We start from the raw sequence: 16132 nt of genomic DNA, 5'->3' as shown, positions 1-16132 counted from the left end.
GTAAAGAGGGGGGGGCTACGGCAAAGGACTTCAGTACGCCGCGCCAGGGCTGCCTAGCGGCAGCTCTTCTGCGCCACTTCGCTGGAAAGCGTGATGTGCTCCTCCAGCAATTCCCGGGCACCGCTAGCATTGCGAGCCAGAGCCAGGTCCACCAGTTCTTGATGCTGGGCATCGAGCTGATGACGCAGCTCCTGGGCGCGTGGCGCCACGCGCCGATAGCGATCGAATTGGTCGTGCAGCTGCGAGATGAAGCGCAACAACCAGACCGAACCACAAGGGGCGACGAGGGCATTGTGGAAGCGCGAGTGCAGTTGCTCCCACTCCACGACCGGCGTATGAGCGCAGACCTTCGATAGGCGATGATTCGCGGCCAAAAGCTGGGATTCCCACTCTTCATCGCCATGCTTGACGGCAAGCTCCAACGCCTTGCCCTCTAGCTGACGGCGCATTTCGGTGATATCGGCAAGCTCGTCGCGGCTCAACTCCAGCACGCGAAAGCCGCGCTGGTTCTCCTGGCGCAGCAGACCATAGGCCGCCAGACGGTTCAGCGCCTCGCGCAGCGGACTCAGGCCCACCTGATAGGTTTCTCGCAGCAATGCGATCGACAGCCGCTCGCCGGCAGCGTAGCGGCCATCGAGCAGATCCTGGCGGAGCATTTCGTAGATCCTGCTGGCCGTCGTGGCACTGCCCTGCTTGAGCACTTCATTCATGGCGTGACTCCATTCTCTTTATGGAATTTGGTATACCGAGCTTGACGCTTGAAGCTGTGAGACATAATCTAGGTCAAATAATCGATTTTTACTAGAAAAATAGCTTTCTCTTATGCTTAAGCGATTGTTTTTAAGCATAGGGTGAGACGCACAGACTAGGACATCGGCTGACATGACAGCATCACTACAGGGCAAGTTGTTCTTTTCCTTTCTCCGAATCGGCCTACTCGGGTTCGGTGGAGGCCCCTCGATGATCCCTTTGGTACACCAAGAAGTCGTCAAGCGTCATGCCTGGATGCAGGATGAAGAGTTCGCCGATGTACTGGCTATCGCCAACACTCTGCCGGGCCCCATCGCCACCAAGATGCCTGGCTATATCGGTTTTCGGGTCGGTGGCACGCTCGGCTGCATCAACGCAGTGCTAGCCGTGATACTGCCAATGATCATCGCCATGATTCTGATGCTGGGGCTCTTCAGCCGCTATCGGGATGTGAGCTGGATTCACGGCATGGGACAAGGAGTGGTGCCGGTAGTCATGGTGATGATGGGCCAGCTCACCTGGGACTTTCTCAACAAGTCACGACTGGCACTGGGCTGGGCGGTCAGCCTGGTAATGGCCGGCATGGCGGGCGGGCTGATCTACTGGCTGGATATTCACCCAGGCCTGGTCATTGGCGCGCTTCTGGGAGCTGCCCTGCTCCCGCCCTTGACGCAAGGCAAAGCCGTCAAAGAGGCAACGCGATGATCTACCTCGAGCTTTTTCTCGCCTTTTTCATTCCCAACATAGTCGGCTATGGCGGGGGCCCGGCCATTATCCCGCTGATCGAGGCGGAAGTGGTGGGCCGCTACGGCTGGATGAGCGGTCAGGAGTTCGCCGAGGTGCTGGGCCTGGGTAATGCACTGCCAAGCCCGATAGCCACCAAGATGGCCGGCTATGTCGGCTATGAAGTGGCGGGTATCGGCGGCGCGACGGTCGCCGTCTTCGCCACCGTCGTGCCCACGCTGCTGATCATGCTGGGCGCCCTGGGGCTGCTTTATCGCTATCGCGACTCGCCACGCGTGAAGCGCATGAGCCAGTGGGTTCGTCCGGTCATCGCGATGATGATGGCTGGCCTGGTGGTGAGCTTCTTCTTCGAGAGCCTGGATGGGGCGGGACTACTTCACACGCTGCTGATTGCAGCAATGGCAGCAATCGCCCTGCTTCTCTTCAGGCTGCATCCTGCCCTTGTGATCGCCGCCTCGCTGGCTTATGGCGGTCTGCTGCTGGGCTAACCAAGACATGCAGGCTGCTTGCCGAGTGCCTTTACGAAACGACAGGAGATGACATGCGACGACAATAAACCAGCCACTCCATGCACGTAGGTCGACAGCGACACTTTCGTGACATGCAAGGCAAACACATCCGTGGCAGTACAGCAATCGACAACTACAAGCTCCCGATGGTCCGCCCGATACCTCCGGCTCCGCCATCGCCAAGCCTGACGACACGACAAGGTACAACATGGAACAACTCGAACAGGTACAACTTACCGCGTCGCACTGGGTCTTCCTTCTTGTGATCCTGGCGATCTTCGTTTCCATCGGCTTCCGCAAGGGCGTCATCATTCCTTCCATTGCCGGTATCTTCATGCTGGGCTTGTTGGCCGAAGCGCCCCACGATGGTGGGCTCAACCAGCTGATCTTCGCCGTTCAGGTAGTCTTCCGCGCCCTGCTCAATGCCGGCAACGAGCTCTTCGACATCATGCTGGTCATAGCGCTGATGGTGGCCATGCTCAAGTCGCTGCAGCACCAGGGCGCCGATCGCTTGATGGTGGCACCGATGAAGAAACTGATGATCGGTCCTTGGACAGCGTTTTTCGCCCTCGGCATCACCATGTATCTCGCCGCTGCCTTCTTCTGGCCGACACCGGCCGTAGCTCTGGTCGGCACCGTGCTGATCCCCGTCGCCATGCAAGTGGGCCTGCCGGCTATCGGCGCGGCCATGGCGGTCAACCTGTTCGGTCATGGCATGGCGCTTTCCGCTGACCCGGTGATCCAAGGTGCCAGCCGTTTGACCGCCGGTGCCGCAGGTATCGAGACTTCGACGCTAATTCCCTATACCTTGCTGTTTTCCTTGATAGTCGGTGCCGTGGCAATTACCCTCGCCTGCCTACACCTGCGCCGTGACATGCGCTCGGGGGCGCTGGAGATCCCCCGGGGCGATGCCGTCTTCGCACCTCGCTCGGCAGGAGCTGCCGCCGTCCAGGCCAATACGGTCAACGAAGAGGACGAACCGGCTGCCGGCCCCTATGCGCGCCTCTTTGCCATCGCCGTACCAGTGATCCTGCTTGGCATAGCCGGGCTGATGATCTATCGCGCCCTGTTCCTTCCCGACCAGGCAATTCGAGGCGGCGGTGCCACGGCACTGCTGGGCGGCACGGCCACCTTGCTGCTGGTGCTCTCCTCGCTTGCTTCCCACGGCCATCACGCCCTGGATGGCATCAGCAGCTACACCCGCGAAGGCTTCTTCTTCGCCATCAAGATCTTCGCCCCGATCATCCCGATCGCCGGCTTCTTCTTCCTCGGCCACCCAGAGCACTCCGCCCAGGTCATCGGTACCAATGCCGCCGGCTACCTGTTCGATATCGGCCACAATATCGGTCAATACATCGATGGCAACGTCTTCCTACTGGCCTTCGGCATGGCCTTTATCGGTCTGCTCTCCGGCATGGACGGCTCGGGTTTCTCCGGCCTGCCACTGGTAGGTTCGCTGTCCGGTGCGCTGGGCACCGGTGCCGGTGTAGATGTGCACGTGCTGGCAGCCCTGGGCCAGGTGGCGGCCATCTTCGCCGGTGGTGGCACGCTGGCTGCCTGGGCCTTCGGCGTAGCTGCGGATGCCGGTATCGCGGGCGTCAGCCCCTCGGCGCTGGTAAGACGCAATTTCGTACCGGTGATTTCCGGCATCGTCGTGGCTGCGCTCCTTGCAATTCTACTGATGTAGCTTGGTGACCCGGCATGTGTGCAAGCGCCGAGATTCACCAGCATGCTCAAGAAGCACCAAGCTATAAGCTATTTGGTACACCATATGCCATTTTTGCCTAGCAGCTTATGAAAGCAGCGCTTTTCACATCCCTGACTTACATGTCAGTCCGCTAACAACCCAGGTCGACCCGCTGGCTTCACAACATCTTCATGCCACCGGAACCGGGTCGACCTGGATAACGACATGTCCACATCCAACCGCTGCGAAGCGCAGCTCGGTTTTCGTCTCGGTGCCCAACATCGAGGCGGGAAATGCTTTTGCCAACGAAAGGAGACCCGAGAGAGCGCCGATACTACTCGAACCCTTCCGGGCGCATCGAAGCCAGGTTTCGAGACGCTCGGGCAGGACTACCAATCCGACATCAAAGGACCAGACAGTGACAATACACAACAACGTCAAGCAGTTTGCCATTTCCTCCATCGGCGCCATGACGCTGGCGGTTTCAGCAGGCTCGTTCGCTTACGAGCTCCAAGTGGGGGATACGACCGCGTCCATTTATGGCTACGTCAAGCTGGATGTGATCTACGATTTCGATAACGCACTGGGCGATACGGTTGATCGCTCCGCCCCACGTCTGGAAGGGGAAGAGGGGCCCAACGGCCATTTCACCATGCATGCCCGCGAAAGCCGTATCGGCTTTGGCACATCCACCCCAGTTGCAGGCAGCAATCTCGAGACCACCATCGAAGGGGATTTCTACGGCGATAGCTCCGCTTTTCGGCTACGTCATGCCTATGGCAAATGGAACCATCTGCTGGCCGGCCAGACCTGGACCAACTTCGCGGGTTTCGTCTCCAGCACGCCGCTGATCTCCTTTACCGGTCCAACCGGCCGGCCCGCCGTTGAGCGCCAGCCTCAGCTCCGCTACACCTCAGGCAAACTCTCCATGGCGCTGGAAAATCCAGCCGATGAAGGCGGTCAAGTGTCGGCTCCGGGCGCCAAGAGCCAGCTTCCTGACGTCACGCTGCGCTATACCGACACGGAGGGAACCTTTCATTACTCCTTCTCAGGGGTCGCTCGATACCTCGAATTCGATAGCGCCGGTATCGAGACGCCCGCTGCCAGCGACTCTGCGTTTGGCTGGGGACTGGGGGCCGAGGTCGCCATGAAAGTCAGTGATGACTTGACGATACGCGGCGCCCTGACCCATGGCGATGGCATTGGCGGCTACAACCAGGGCAACCCCCAGATCGCCCCTGCATTCGCCACTTCCGAGGGTGAACTGGAAACCATCGAGTCGACCGGCGGCACTCTTGGGGCCAGCCTTGCGGTGGGGCCGGGCGCCATCAACGCCGCCTACAGCCGTATCACCGCCGACCTCGATAACAATCCCGCCTTCCTCACAAATGACGATTCCTACGAAGCCGCCTGGATCAACTATATCTGGTCGCCCGCACTGAGCGAGCGCATCAGCTACGGTATCGAAGCCAATTGGAACAAGCGCGAGACGGTGAACGGCCGGGAGGGCTATGCCTCTCGCGTGCAGGCGATGGTGATGTATAGCTTCTAAGCTCCGGCAAGACGCATTATCCGTTTGATACTGAGTTACTCCTTCCCCGCCCTCTGGGCGGGGTTTTTCCTGCATTCATGGCAATGACGACACCGCGCACTGCACGACAGGCCTTGATAGCCTTCCTCGCATCGCCATGGACCAGACGCATGAGAACGAGATGCGCAAGTGCTACTGGAATAGCTAGAGTTCAGAGCTCTGTTGACCCAGGCATGGCCGGCCGGAGCCCCCCCCCTCCGGTCGGCCAGCATGCTCCTATACCACCAGCGGAGTGACGAAGAAGGCGATCAGGAACGCCGTCGCCAGGCGCATGACGATGCCCAGCACAGCGGCGCCCATGGCCTCGCGCTCGGATAGGTCGGAGCTTTCCGCCCAGACCACCGGCACCTGGCCGAATACGGCGGAGAGCGGCAGGCCCGAGGAAGCCAGCACGAAGGAGCCTACCACCAGCGATGGATCGAGTTCGGCGGCAATGCTCTGCAGCTGGCCCATGGCCAGGGTCGGGCTCACCAGCACCGACAGCACCCCGGTTTCCGGGTGGATGTTGAACAGCAGCATGACCTTGCCGAGCCCCGCCTCGATCGGCGCCCAGATGCCGATGTAATCGAGTACGCCGATCACGGCGAAGACCAGCGCCACGGCGGGAATCAGGATCAACAGGAGCAGCTCGACGCCCTCCCGCGCCGCGCTGAACAGCGTGGGCATGAAGTCGCGCTCGGGGGTAAAGGTCGGCAGGTGACCGATTTCGACCCGCTTGACGTCGCGATAGAGCACCTTCGACAGGATCAGCGGCGAAATCACCAGCGGCAGGAACACCGCCAGCAGCACCACGGCAAAGACGTTCACCCCGGCAAAGGTCAGCGCCATCAGCCCCAGCATGAAGGTGGAGAACGACTGCTGCGACTGCACCATGGTAGCCACGGCGAGCTTCTGCTCGTCCTTGGTGGCACCCGCCTTCTTCAGGATAGGTCCGGAGATCTTACCCGCCGCGTTGATGTCGCCGAAGATGTTGTAGACACTGGGGATGATTACCGCCGGGTTGACGCCTAAGAGCTTCATGGCCGGCACGAAGATGCGAACCAGGGCATCGGTGAAGCCCAGCCGCTCCAGTAGCCGACCAACGATCACGCTGACGATGATCGCCGTGCCGACCACACCGGTGAGGAAGACGTCGACCACCACGGGTCGCACGGAATCGAGAATCGAGTTGAACAGGCCGGAAAGACTGGTCGGAGAGAGCAGCAGCATCAGCAGGCAGATGCACAGCAGTACGATGCCGACCACTTCGATGCGCTTCCATGCCCGCTTGCTCGCAGGCAGGGCGGGTTTCGCTTCAGGGGTAGTGACTGAGGTCTTCATGTCGGTGCCTCTGTTGTTTTTAGATGGACCTTGTTTTTGATCTGGCACTTGTGGATAACTTGTGCCCATTCTGTCATTAACTGTCTAGGTTTCGCTCAATGCATGCTTGCCCAACAGGTGGCTTGACGCCATCTCCCGGGCATAAGCCTGCATTGCCTCATTGCCTACCCGGCGCACCGGCGTGGAGGTGACCCGGTCGCGGAACAGCACAACCTCGACCCCCTCCAGCAACTCGTCGAGAGCGTGGGCCAGTGGCAGTCCGTTTTCCAGAATCTCCATCACGTGGCAGTTGCCGACCAGGAAGTTGAGCCCCAGCTCACGGGCCGTCTCGATCAGCTCATGTCCGGCGTAGACGCGGCTGATCGAAGCCAGCACGGTATCCACATCGGGGTTCTCGGCCACGGCCTGGCGCAAGTTCTCCGGCGAGAAGCCGGTATGAGGGAAGATGTGCAGCACGTTCTCGACCCGGCTGTCGCGCTCGCCGAGGTGGATGAAGCCACGGGTCTCCACGCTGGTTTCGCGAATCTCCTCGATGCCGCGCACCAGGCGCTCTTCGGCAAGCAGGGCACGATCCTGGTCCAGCGCCATGAAGCCGTCCAGGCGGTCGAGAATGTCGCCAAGGGTGGCGATACCCGGCAGTGCACGACCCACGAACATGATATTGCCATGCACGCCACCGTAAGAAATGCTGCCTTTCAGCACCTTGTGACCGTGCAGGTAAGGAATGCCGGGGTGCAGGCCGTGAAAGGCCTCGTGGCACTCCAGCCCCGCCACGTCGTAGAGGTCGAGATAATTCTTCAGCGTCACCCCGCCGCAGCTGGCGGCATCGGCGATGGGGTGATGCGCCACGACGGCATCCACCCCGGTGGCGCCCGCCAGTTCGATCACCAGCTCGGTCATGGTCATGCACACGGCGATCTTCTTCACTTCCTTGTTCGGGTCACCATAGATCAGCCCCGGGATTTCCAGCACTTCCTTGCCGTAGATGCCCGAGGACTTCAGGATCACGAACGGGTGATCCCCTCGCTTCACCTCCTCCATGGACGACACCGTTCTACCGCCCGTGATCACGCTCATCGCATTGACGATATCCGCTACCTTGGCCATCGGCTCTCTCCTCTATTCCGGTCGCAACCTGGACCACAAAAAAACCGCCAGCACAGCGAGAGGCCTTTGCCTCCCACTGCGCTGACGGTCTCGAGCACTCGTCCTGTCAGGACGAGTTCACATCACCAGTCAACGGTCTTTCCTGTACGGACTTGCGGCCTATGCCCTGACGTCGAGGTCAGAGGTAGTCGCGCACGTCTCGTTGCAACAACACCACGGTAGCGGAAAGCTCGGCCTGCGCGTCGTAGTCCTTGAAGATGGAAACGATCTCGAAGCCGTACTTCTCTACCAGCAGCTGCTTGAATTCGTTCTTGAAGCCCTTGATCAAATAGTGGTCGGCCAGCTCGCTCACGTTGCTGTTCAGCGTATTCAGATACGCCAGCGAGGGAACCCGCTTGTGCAGCGCGACGATGAGTATCTTGTCACCCTGCACGTCGACCTTCTGGCGCACCACGCCGATACCAAAGATACGATGATTGACCTCGTTGTAGTCCTTGATCAGCTCCTGCTTGAACTGCCCCAGTGAATGGGTGCCCGAAGAGTGAGTGTCCAAGGCGCTCATGGTCGACCTCGCATGGGTTCGGCTGGCTCTCGCCACCTGGTATACCAACATCGCACGTCACTGAGGTTAGCCAACCGGTAAAAACCTGTCAACCAGGAAAAATCGATTATTCCCCTCAATACCGATGTCAGGTAGTCGTGGCAGCAAGCTGCCGATAGGCCTAAGAAAACCAGGCAGGGGTCGCCTTCTCGAAAATTGTTATGACCTGAATCGCTGTCGGGAGTCCGGCTGACTGAAGTCGACTCACGCTCGCTTGCATAGATGCTTTGGCAATGGCGACGACTCGCCTACATTCAGTTGACGGACACTCCATTTTGGCACATGGTATACCATACAGCTTCGGCACGAGTGCAACAAAAGCGCCGTGCGAGTCCCGATTCAGCAGTGAGCCAGGTGAACACCATGCCCCTGATCAAGATTTACAAGAATGGCGAAGTCTTCGAAGGTGAAGTCCAGCCCAACACCAATCTGGTGGTGCGTGCCGGTATCCGCCAGTTTCCCTATCCCCATCTCAGCTACGGCTGCGGCATGGGCAAATGTGCCAAGTGCATGTGCAAGGTGGTCAAGGGTGGCGAAGCGCTGCCTGAACCCAACTGGAAAGAGAAGAAAATGCTCGGCAGCCGGCTTGAACAGGGCTACCGGCTGGCCTGCCAGCTGTGGGTTGAAGAGGATCTGGAACTGGCCCAGGAGAGCCCTGCCGGCACTGTCGGCCAGAACCGCTCGGGGACCGTCACGACATCCTGAGCAACCCTCGCGACGCCTGAATAATCGACAAAAAGCGACGCGCCCACCTTCCCGACTAGTGAGCGCATCGCTATTCGGCCTAGGCGCGTTCAGCCGAGGTACTTGATCATCACCCCGGCGGCCACCGCCGAGCCGATCACCCCGGCCACGTTGGGCCCCATGGCATGCATCAGCAGGAAGTTGTGCGGGTTGGCTTCCAGGCCGACCTTGTTGGAGACCCGTGCCGCCATCGGCACCGCCGAGACGCCGGCCGAACCGATCAGCGGGTTGATCGGCATGTGGCTGACGAGGTTCATCAGCTTGGCCATCAGCACGCCGGCCGCGGTACCGATGCCGAAGGCCACGATGCCCAGTCCCAGGATGCCCAGGGTCTCCACCGCAAGGAAACTCTCGGCCATCAGCTTGGAGCCCACCGAGAGCCCCAGGAAGATGGTGACGATGTTGATCAGGGCGTTCTGCGCGGTATCGGAGAGGCGCTCGACCACGCCGCACTCGCGCATCAGGTTGCCGAAGCAGAACATCCCCAGCAGCGGCGCGGCATCAGGCAGGAACAGCGCCACCAGCAGCAGCAGCGACACCGGGAAGACGATCTTCTCGAGCTTCGACACCGGGCGCAGCTGGGTCATGACGATCGCACGCTCCTTCTGTGTGGTCAGCAGGCGCATGATCGGTGGCTGAATCAACGGCACCAGCGCCATGTAGGCGTAGGCGGCCACGGCGATGGCACCCAGCAGCTCCGGTGCCAGCACGCTCGACACGTAGATCGAGGTGGGGCCGTCGGCGCCGCCGATGATACCGATGGCGGCGGCCTGGTTGAGCGAGAAGTCCATTACGCCCAGCGCCGAGAGACCCACCGCACCGAGCAGGGTGGCGAAGATGCCGAACTGTGCCGCCGCCCCGAGGAACAGGGTACGCGGGTTGGCCAGCAGCGGGCCGAAGTCGGTCATTGCACCGACGCCCATGAAGATCACCAGCGGCGCAATGCCCGAGGCGATCGCCACGCTGTAGAACTGGTACAGCATGCCGTTGCCGTAGCCGGCGTCCATCGCCACGTCGCTGGCCGCCCGGTAGGCCTGAGGCGTGATGTCGCCATGCAGCGCCGCGCTGATGGCGTGGCGCCAGGCATCGACGGAAGCGCCGGCGGCCAGATCCACGTCGAGTACCGCAGCCAGTTGCTCCAGCACGCCGGGGCGTGCCAGATGCGCGGCCTGCTCGGCCGCCGACAGCGCCAGCCCGGCCTCGGGAATGTTGGCCAGGATGCCGCCGAAACCGATCGGCACCAGCAGCAGCGGCTCGAACTTCTTGTAGATGGCCAGGTAGAGCAACAACAGGCCGACCGCGATCATGACCGCCTGGCCCAGCGTCAGGTTATACAGGCCGGAGCCTTCCCACAGGGTCAATAGCTTGTCCATTGGCTTAGACCCTTAGAGCACGATCAGCGTGTCGCCGACGGTGACGCTGTCACCCTCGCTGACTCTGACCTCGGACACGGTACCGCCGCTGGCAGCGCGCACTTCGGTTTCCATCTTCATGGCCTCGAGGATGATCACCACGTCCCCCTCCTTGACCGTGTCGCCGGGGCGCACGTTGACCTTGAAGATGTTGCCCGCCAATGGGGCGTCGATGCTCTCGCCGCTGGAGGCCGCCGCGGGGGCGGAGGCGGGCTGGGCCTGCTCCTGTACCGCACCGATCTCGCCGCCCTCGGCGACCTCGACGACGTACTGCTTGCCGTTGACCGTGACGGTATAGGTCTCGGGACCGGCGGATGTGCCGGCCTGGGTTGCCGGCGCCTTGGCCTCGGCCCCGCCCTTCTGTGAAGAGACCGGCACATTGGTCGCAGTCGCTTCCTGGCCGGGCGCCCGGGGAGCGGGCTCGAAAGCGTCGGGATTGTCGCGGTTCTTGAGGAACTTGAGCCCGATCTGCGGGAACAGCGCATACGTCAGCACATCGTCAATCTCGCGCTCACCCTCGGCCAGGCGAATGCCGTCGGCCTTGGCCTTCTCCCGGAGCTCGGCGGCCAGGCGCTCCATCTCGGGCTCGAGCAGGTCGGCAGGGCGACAGGTGATCGGCTCGCCACCCTCGAGCACGCGGCTCTGCAATGCCTTGTCGAAGGGTGCCGGGGCAGCGCCGTACTCACCCTTGAGCAGTGCCTGGACCTCCTTGGAGATCGACTTGTAGCGTTCACCCATCATCACGTTCATCACCGCCTGGGTGCCGACGATCTGGGAGGTGGGCGTGACCAGCGGGATGAAGCCCAGATCCTCGCGCACGCGCGGAATCTCGGCCAGCACGTCGTCGAGCTTGTCGCCGGCGCCCTGCTCCTTGAGCTGGTTCTCCATGTTGGTGAGCATGCCGCCCGGCACCTGGGCGACCAGGATGCGCGAATCGATGCCCTTCAGCGAGCCTTCGAAGGCAGCGTACTTCTTGCGCACCTCGCGGAAATAACCGGCGATGTCCTCGAGCAGCTCGAGATCGAGGTTGGTGTCGCGCTCGGTGCCCTTGAGGATGGCCACGACCGACTCGGTCGGGCTGTGACCGTAGGTCATCGACATCGAGGAGATGGCCGTGTCGACGTTGTCGATACCGGCTTCGATCGCCTTGAGGTAGGTGGCGGTGGAGAGCCCCGTGGTGGCATGGCACTGCATGTGGATGGGGATGTCCAGCGCCTTCTTGAGGCGACCGACCAGCTCGAAGGCGTCATAGGGGGCCAGCAGGCCGGCCATGTCCTTGATCGCCAGCGAGTCGGCACCCATGTCGGCGATGGTCTCGGCGAGCTCCACCCAGCTGTCGAGGGTGTGTACCGGGCTCACGGTGTAGGAAATGGTGCCCTGGGCATGACCGCCCACCTTGCGCACCGCGCGGATCGCCCGCTCCAGGTTGCGCGGGTCGTTCATCGCATCGAACACGCGGAATACGTCGACACCGTTGGTCTTGGCCCGCTCGACGAAACGGTCGACCACGTCATCGGCGTAGTGACGGTAGCCGAGCAGGTTCTGCCCGCGCAGCAGCATCTGTTGGGGAGTGTTGGGCATGGCTTCCTTCAACGCCCGTATCCGCTCCCACGGGTCTTCGCCGAGGTAGCGGATACAGGCGTCGAAGGTGGCGCCGCCCCAGGATTCGAGCGACCAGAAGCCGACCCGATCGAGCTTTTCGGCGATCGGCAGCATGTCGTCGAGCCTCAGGCGGGTGGCGAACAGCGACTGGTGGGCGTCGCGCAGTACGACGTCGGTGATGCCCAGCGGGCGCTTGGTCTCACTCATAAAGATGACCCCGTGGATGGCGTTTTGTGTAGTAGTATGAGGCTTCGCGCCACCGATCAGCGGCGACGGCGACGGCGGTAGCGGTGAACGGCGGCGCTGATGACGGCCGTGAGCTGGGCGTCATCGGCCTTGTCGGAAGCAGTGGGGACCGGCATCGGGGCCGGGGATACGGGTGCTGGCGCCAAGCGACAGATGATTTTCGACATCAGGGTCGTGATCAGCACGAGGATTGTAAGAAAAACAAAAACGAATCCCATACCGACCCCCATCAGGGCCAGACCCTCGAGCAACAACTGCTTGTCCTGCATGCGCTATCCCCCTGATTTTTCACGACCTGCCAGCGAAAAGCCGCAAACTTGTCACCAAGCGGCAAAATGTCGGCCCTATAAACTGCCACACTCTGGATTTATTGCAAGCGCGTCATGGTGGAAGACAAAGTTGTTGTTTTACTACAAGGCCGGATCGGGCTCGCCCCCATGGAGGGCGTGATCGATGCCCACACCCGCGCCCTGCTGACCCGCCGCCCCGGTTTCGACTGGACGGTCACGGAGTTCGTTCGCGTCGTCGACGCACGCCTGCCGCCGAGAGTGTTTCGGCGCCACTGCCCCGAACTCGACGACGGAGTGACGACCCCCTCCGGGGTGCCGGTGGCACTGCAGCTGCTCGGCAGCGACCCGGCCGCTCTGGCCGCCAATGCCGAGCAGGCCAGAAAGCTCGGCGCCACTGCCATCGACCTCAACTTCGGCTGCCCGGCCAAGCTGGTCAATCGCCACGACGGTGGCGCTTCGCTGCTGCGCGACCCGCAGCGCGTGCACGCCGCCGTGGCGGCCGTACATGCCGCCGTAGGTAGCGACATCCCGGTCACGGCCAAGATCCGCCTGGGCTTTTCGCACCGCCGCCTGGCGCTCGACTGCGCCAAGGCGGCGGAAGATGGCGGCGCCACACAGCTCGTCGTCCATGCGCGCACCCGCGACGAGGGCTACCGCCCCCCGGCCCACTGGGAGTGGATCGGTCGCATTCGCCGCCACCTGGGCATTCCCGTCGTCGCCAATGGCGACATCTGGAGCCTCGAGGACTACTGGAAGGCACGCACCCTATCTGGCTGTCGCGACGTCATGCTCGGGCGCGGCGCCCTGGCCGACCCCTGGCTGGCCCAGCGCATCCGCCATTGGCTGACGACCGGCGAGACGCTACCCACCACACCGTGGCAGGCACGCGGCGCCATCCTGGCGGAATTTGCTGCATTGCAGCGTACCACACTTCCCGAACGGGTTGTCACCTCCCTGGTCAAGCAGTGGCTGAACCACATGCGTCAGCGCGATGCCGAGGCCGCTCGTCGCTTCCACGCAGTCAAGCGCATCAATGATCTGGAGACGCTGCTGACAGGCCTCGGCGCCGCACGTGAGGAGCGCGCACGCAGCCAGCCCGAGCCCGCCTGACCCCCCCGGGTATACAGAGCGGGGCGGGGCAAGACGGCAAGGCAAGAGAAGGAGATAAAAAAGGGTGCCCATCGCGTCACGAGGGCACCCAAACGATCGCGCGACCGGCATCATCCCATGCCGGCTCGGCTAGTCGACAAGCAGGTCCTGCGATATGCGCTGGACCAAAACAGAAGACCCGCCCTCGAGCGAGAGCGGGTCACAAACTGGCGCGCCCGGGAGGATTCGAACCTCCGACCACCTGATTCGTAGTCAGGTACTCTATCCAGCTGAGCTACGGGCGCTAACATCAAGATCGGCGATCTTGCAAACGATGCCATCTTCGAACCGTACGACGAGAAACCTAGGCACCCGACTCCGAATGCTTGCGCTCACTTCGCCAATCGTGGCGCGCCCGGGAGGATTCGAACCTCCGACCACCTGATTCGTAGTCAGGTACTCTATCCAGCTGAGCTACGGGCGCATCATCACGCTTCGAACAACGACAACGTGTCGCATGGCGGAGAGGGAGGGATTCGAACCCTCGATGGGGCTATAAACCCCATACTCCCTTAGCAGGGGAGCGCCTTCAGCCACTCGGCCACCTCTCCCTCAACGACACGGCGCATATCCTATCGTTTCCGCTCCCCTTTGTCCAGCGTATTCAGCTATTTGTTTCTCAACACCAAACGTCGGGAGAGGTCACGGCTTCACGAGGCGGGGTTGCTCCCCCCATCGTCGTCGGACTTCTCGCGCTGAATGCGCTGATAGATCTCTTCACGATGTACGGCGACATCCTTCGGCGCATTGACGCCAATGCGGACCTGGTTGCCCTTGACGCCAAGGACGGTCACGGTGATGTCATCACCGATCATCAGCGTTTCTCCGACTCGGCGGGTCAGGATGAGCATGACTGATCTCCTTCTCAGACGACTAGCAACGGGATGCGCGTCGATCCCCGACGCTTAGTTGCTGCTTGCATTATGTAACAAATGAACCACTGTGCACCACCACCAACCCCACCATGACACCATGACAGCGTTGAAGGGAAGCCAGACCGCTCATCGCAGCAGACTCCCCCCAGCGTAGAACAGGGTCCTCCTAAAAGTCGTCCGGATCTTGTTAAATTTCTTGTGTTTGCCTATTCGCTCTCGATATCGGACTTGTCCAGACCGAAAGCGGTATGCAGGGCACGCACGGCGAGCTCCATCTGCTTCTCGTCGATCACCACCGAGATCTTGATTTCAGAGGTGGAAACCATACGAATATTGATGTTCTCGTCCGCCAGGACGCGGAACATCTTGGAGGCCACGCCCGCATGGGAGCGCATGCCGACCCCGACCAGTGACACCTTGGCGATGTTGTCATCGCCGTTGACCTCGCCACCGCCCAGATCGGGTATCACCTGTTCCTCGAGGATCTTCAGGGTCTTCTTGTAGTCACCCTTGGCCACGGTGAAGGTGAAGTCGGTGTAATCACCGGCCGGCGCCACGTTCTGCACGATCATGTCGACTTCGATATTGGCGTCGGCAATCGGACCGAGGATGCGTGAGGCCACGCCCGGCACGTCGGGCGTGTTGAGCAGCGTCAGCTTGGCCTCGTTGGCGGTGAAGGCGATACCGGAGATCAGTGGTTCTTCCATGGAGTCCTCGTCTTGGTCGGATTCAGCAACGATCAGGGTGCCGGGGCCGTCCTGGAAACTGGACAGCACGCGCAGCGGGACATTGTACTTGCCGGCAAACTCCACCGAGCGGATCTGCAGCACCTTGGAGCCGAGGCTGGCAAGCTCCAGCATCTCCTCGACGGTAATGCTGTCGAGGCGCTGGGCCTTGGAGCACACCCTCGGATCGGTGGTGTAGACGCCGTCAACGTCGGTGTAGATCTGACACTCGTCGGCACCCAGCGCCGCCGCCAGTGCCACGCCGGTAGTGTCCGAGCCGCCGCGCCCGAGCGTGGTGATGTTGCCCTCCTCGTCGACCCCCTGGAAGCCGGCCACCACGACCACCTTGCCTTCGTCGAGATCCTCGCGCATCTCGTCGGTTTCAATACGCTGGATACGCGCCTTGGTGTGAGCGCTGTCGGTGAGAATACCGACCTGGGAGCCGGTATAGGAGGTCGCGGGCACGCCGAGCTTGTGCAGGGCCAGCGCCAGCAGCGAGATGGTCACCTGCTCGCCGGTGGAGACCAGCATGTCCATCTCTCGCGGCGTGGGCTCGTCGTTGATCTCGTTGGCCATGCCGATCAGGCGGTTGGTTTCGCCGCTCATGGCGGAAACCACGACCACGACCTGATGGCCATCGTCACGGAAGCCCTTGACCTTTTCGGCCACGGCCTTGATGCGCTCCACGGAGCCTACCGAGGTGCCGCCGAATTTCTGTACGTATAGTGCCATCTACGGTTTTCCCTCGCATGTCGAGCGCAACGCGCCCGGATGAGTGAA

At 61.7% G+C, this 16132-nt stretch carries 15 protein-coding genes and 3 tRNA genes; 6 read left to right on the top strand and 12 right to left on the bottom strand.

The genetic code is table 11. The features are described 5' to 3' along the window. Nucleotides 1-53 precede the first annotated feature (53 nt). Nucleotides 54-710 (bottom strand): GntR family transcriptional regulator, encoded by a 657-nt coding sequence (locus KPL81_RS05185; protein ID WP_219790943.1) that lies wholly within the window; start codon nucleotides 708-710, stop codon nucleotides 54-56. Between the two features lie 172 nt (nucleotides 711-882). On the opposite strand from KPL81_RS05185, the gene KPL81_RS05180 reads away from it, so the two are divergent. From KPL81_RS05180 to KPL81_RS05165, 4 genes are all read left to right on the top strand, one after another. Next, complete coding sequence (locus tag KPL81_RS05180; protein WP_219790942.1) at nucleotides 883-1455, top strand: chromate transporter; 573 nt, start codon at nucleotides 883-885, stop codon at nucleotides 1453-1455. Next, nucleotides 1452-1982, top strand: a complete 531-nt coding sequence (locus tag KPL81_RS05175; protein WP_219790941.1) for a chromate transporter — start codon at nucleotides 1452-1454, stop codon at nucleotides 1980-1982. Before KPL81_RS05180 ends, KPL81_RS05175 begins: the two co-directional genes overlap by 4 nt. 229 nt (nucleotides 1983-2211) lie before the next feature. Further along, the gene (locus tag KPL81_RS05170; RefSeq protein WP_219790940.1) at nucleotides 2212-3690 is read left to right on the top strand and encodes a hypothetical protein; all 1479 of its coding nucleotides are present in this window, start codon (nucleotides 2212-2214) and stop codon (nucleotides 3688-3690) included. Between the two features lie 271 nt (nucleotides 3691-3961). Then, complete coding sequence (locus tag KPL81_RS05165) at nucleotides 3962-5242, top strand: DcaP family trimeric outer membrane transporter (protein ID WP_219790939.1); 1281 nt, start codon at nucleotides 3962-3964, stop codon at nucleotides 5240-5242. A gap of 255 nt (nucleotides 5243-5497) precedes the next feature. Here the strand turns inward: KPL81_RS05165 and KPL81_RS05160 are convergent, their stop codons facing one another. The 3 genes from KPL81_RS05160 to KPL81_RS05150 all read right to left on the bottom strand — a co-directional run bounded on the left by KPL81_RS05160 (nucleotide 5498) and on the right by KPL81_RS05150 (nucleotide 8270). Further along, nucleotides 5498-6601: a hypothetical protein gene (locus tag KPL81_RS05160; protein ID WP_219790938.1), complete on the bottom strand. Its 1104-nt coding sequence runs from the start codon at nucleotides 6599-6601 to the stop codon at nucleotides 5498-5500. An 84-nt stretch (nucleotides 6602-6685) separates the two neighbouring features. Continuing rightward, nucleotides 6686-7708: a Nif3-like dinuclear metal center hexameric protein gene (locus tag KPL81_RS05155; protein WP_219790937.1), complete on the bottom strand. Its 1023-nt coding sequence runs from the start codon at nucleotides 7706-7708 to the stop codon at nucleotides 6686-6688. Nucleotides 7709-7886: 178 nt separating this feature from the next. Continuing rightward, nucleotides 7887-8270, bottom strand: coding sequence for a Na-translocating system protein MpsC family protein (locus KPL81_RS05150; protein WP_219790936.1), 384 nt, complete (start codon nucleotides 8268-8270; stop codon nucleotides 7887-7889). A 402-nt stretch (nucleotides 8271-8672) separates the two neighbouring features. Here KPL81_RS05150 and KPL81_RS05145 point away from each other — a divergent pair, with 402 nt between their 5' ends. After that, nucleotides 8673-9014, top strand: coding sequence for a 2Fe-2S iron-sulfur cluster-binding protein (locus tag KPL81_RS05145; protein WP_219790935.1), 342 nt, complete (start codon nucleotides 8673-8675; stop codon nucleotides 9012-9014). A gap of 89 nt (nucleotides 9015-9103) precedes the next feature. Here KPL81_RS05145 and KPL81_RS05140 read toward each other — a convergent pair whose 3' ends face one another. From KPL81_RS05140 to KPL81_RS05130, 3 genes are read right to left on the bottom strand one after another with little or no spacing between them, the layout of a single operon-like run. Continuing rightward, the gene (locus KPL81_RS05140) at nucleotides 9104-10426 is read right to left on the bottom strand and encodes a sodium ion-translocating decarboxylase subunit beta (protein WP_219790934.1); all 1323 of its coding nucleotides are present in this window, start codon (nucleotides 10424-10426) and stop codon (nucleotides 9104-9106) included. Nucleotides 10427-10438: 12 nt separating this feature from the next. Next, a complete protein-coding gene (gene oadA, locus KPL81_RS05135) occupies nucleotides 10439-12274 on the bottom strand; it encodes a sodium-extruding oxaloacetate decarboxylase subunit alpha (protein WP_219790933.1) in 1836 nt (611 codons plus the stop codon). 56 nt (nucleotides 12275-12330) lie between these two features. Beyond that, a complete protein-coding gene (locus KPL81_RS05130) occupies nucleotides 12331-12582 on the bottom strand; it encodes an OadG family protein (RefSeq protein WP_219790932.1) in 252 nt (83 codons plus the stop codon). Nucleotides 12583-12750: 168 nt separating this feature from the next. On the opposite strand from KPL81_RS05130, the gene KPL81_RS05125 reads away from it, so the two are divergent. Then, nucleotides 12751-13713, top strand: a complete 963-nt coding sequence (locus tag KPL81_RS05125; protein WP_219790931.1) for a tRNA dihydrouridine synthase — start codon at nucleotides 12751-12753, stop codon at nucleotides 13711-13713. Nucleotides 13714-13920: 207 nt separating this feature from the next. On the opposite strand, the gene KPL81_RS05120 is transcribed toward KPL81_RS05125, so the two are convergent. From KPL81_RS05120 to KPL81_RS05100, 5 genes are all read right to left on the bottom strand, one after another. After that, nucleotides 13921-13997: transfer RNA gene (locus KPL81_RS05120), tRNA-Arg, on the bottom strand. A 102-nt stretch (nucleotides 13998-14099) separates the two neighbouring features. Further along, a tRNA-Arg gene (locus KPL81_RS05115) sits at nucleotides 14100-14176 on the bottom strand. A gap of 34 nt (nucleotides 14177-14210) precedes the next feature. Next, nucleotides 14211-14303, bottom strand: a tRNA-Ser gene (locus KPL81_RS05110). Between the two features lie 99 nt (nucleotides 14304-14402). Next, complete coding sequence (csrA, locus tag KPL81_RS05105; protein ID WP_219790930.1) at nucleotides 14403-14603, bottom strand: carbon storage regulator CsrA; 201 nt, start codon at nucleotides 14601-14603, stop codon at nucleotides 14403-14405. 230 nt (nucleotides 14604-14833) lie between these two features. Further along, nucleotides 14834-16084 carry an aspartate kinase gene (locus KPL81_RS05100; RefSeq protein ID WP_209476036.1) on the bottom strand — a complete coding sequence of 417 codons (1251 nt, stop codon included), beginning with the start codon at nucleotides 16082-16084 and terminating at the stop codon, nucleotides 14834-14836. Nucleotides 16085-16132: the final 48 nt, after the last annotated feature.

Origin of the sequence: Billgrantia antri (genome assembly GCF_019430905.1) — a bacterium.
Classification (GTDB): domain Bacteria; phylum Pseudomonadota; class Gammaproteobacteria; order Pseudomonadales; family Halomonadaceae; genus Halomonas; species Halomonas antri.
The sequence above is the reverse complement of the archived record's forward strand: the minus strand, read 5'-3'. Positions and strand labels throughout refer to the sequence as shown.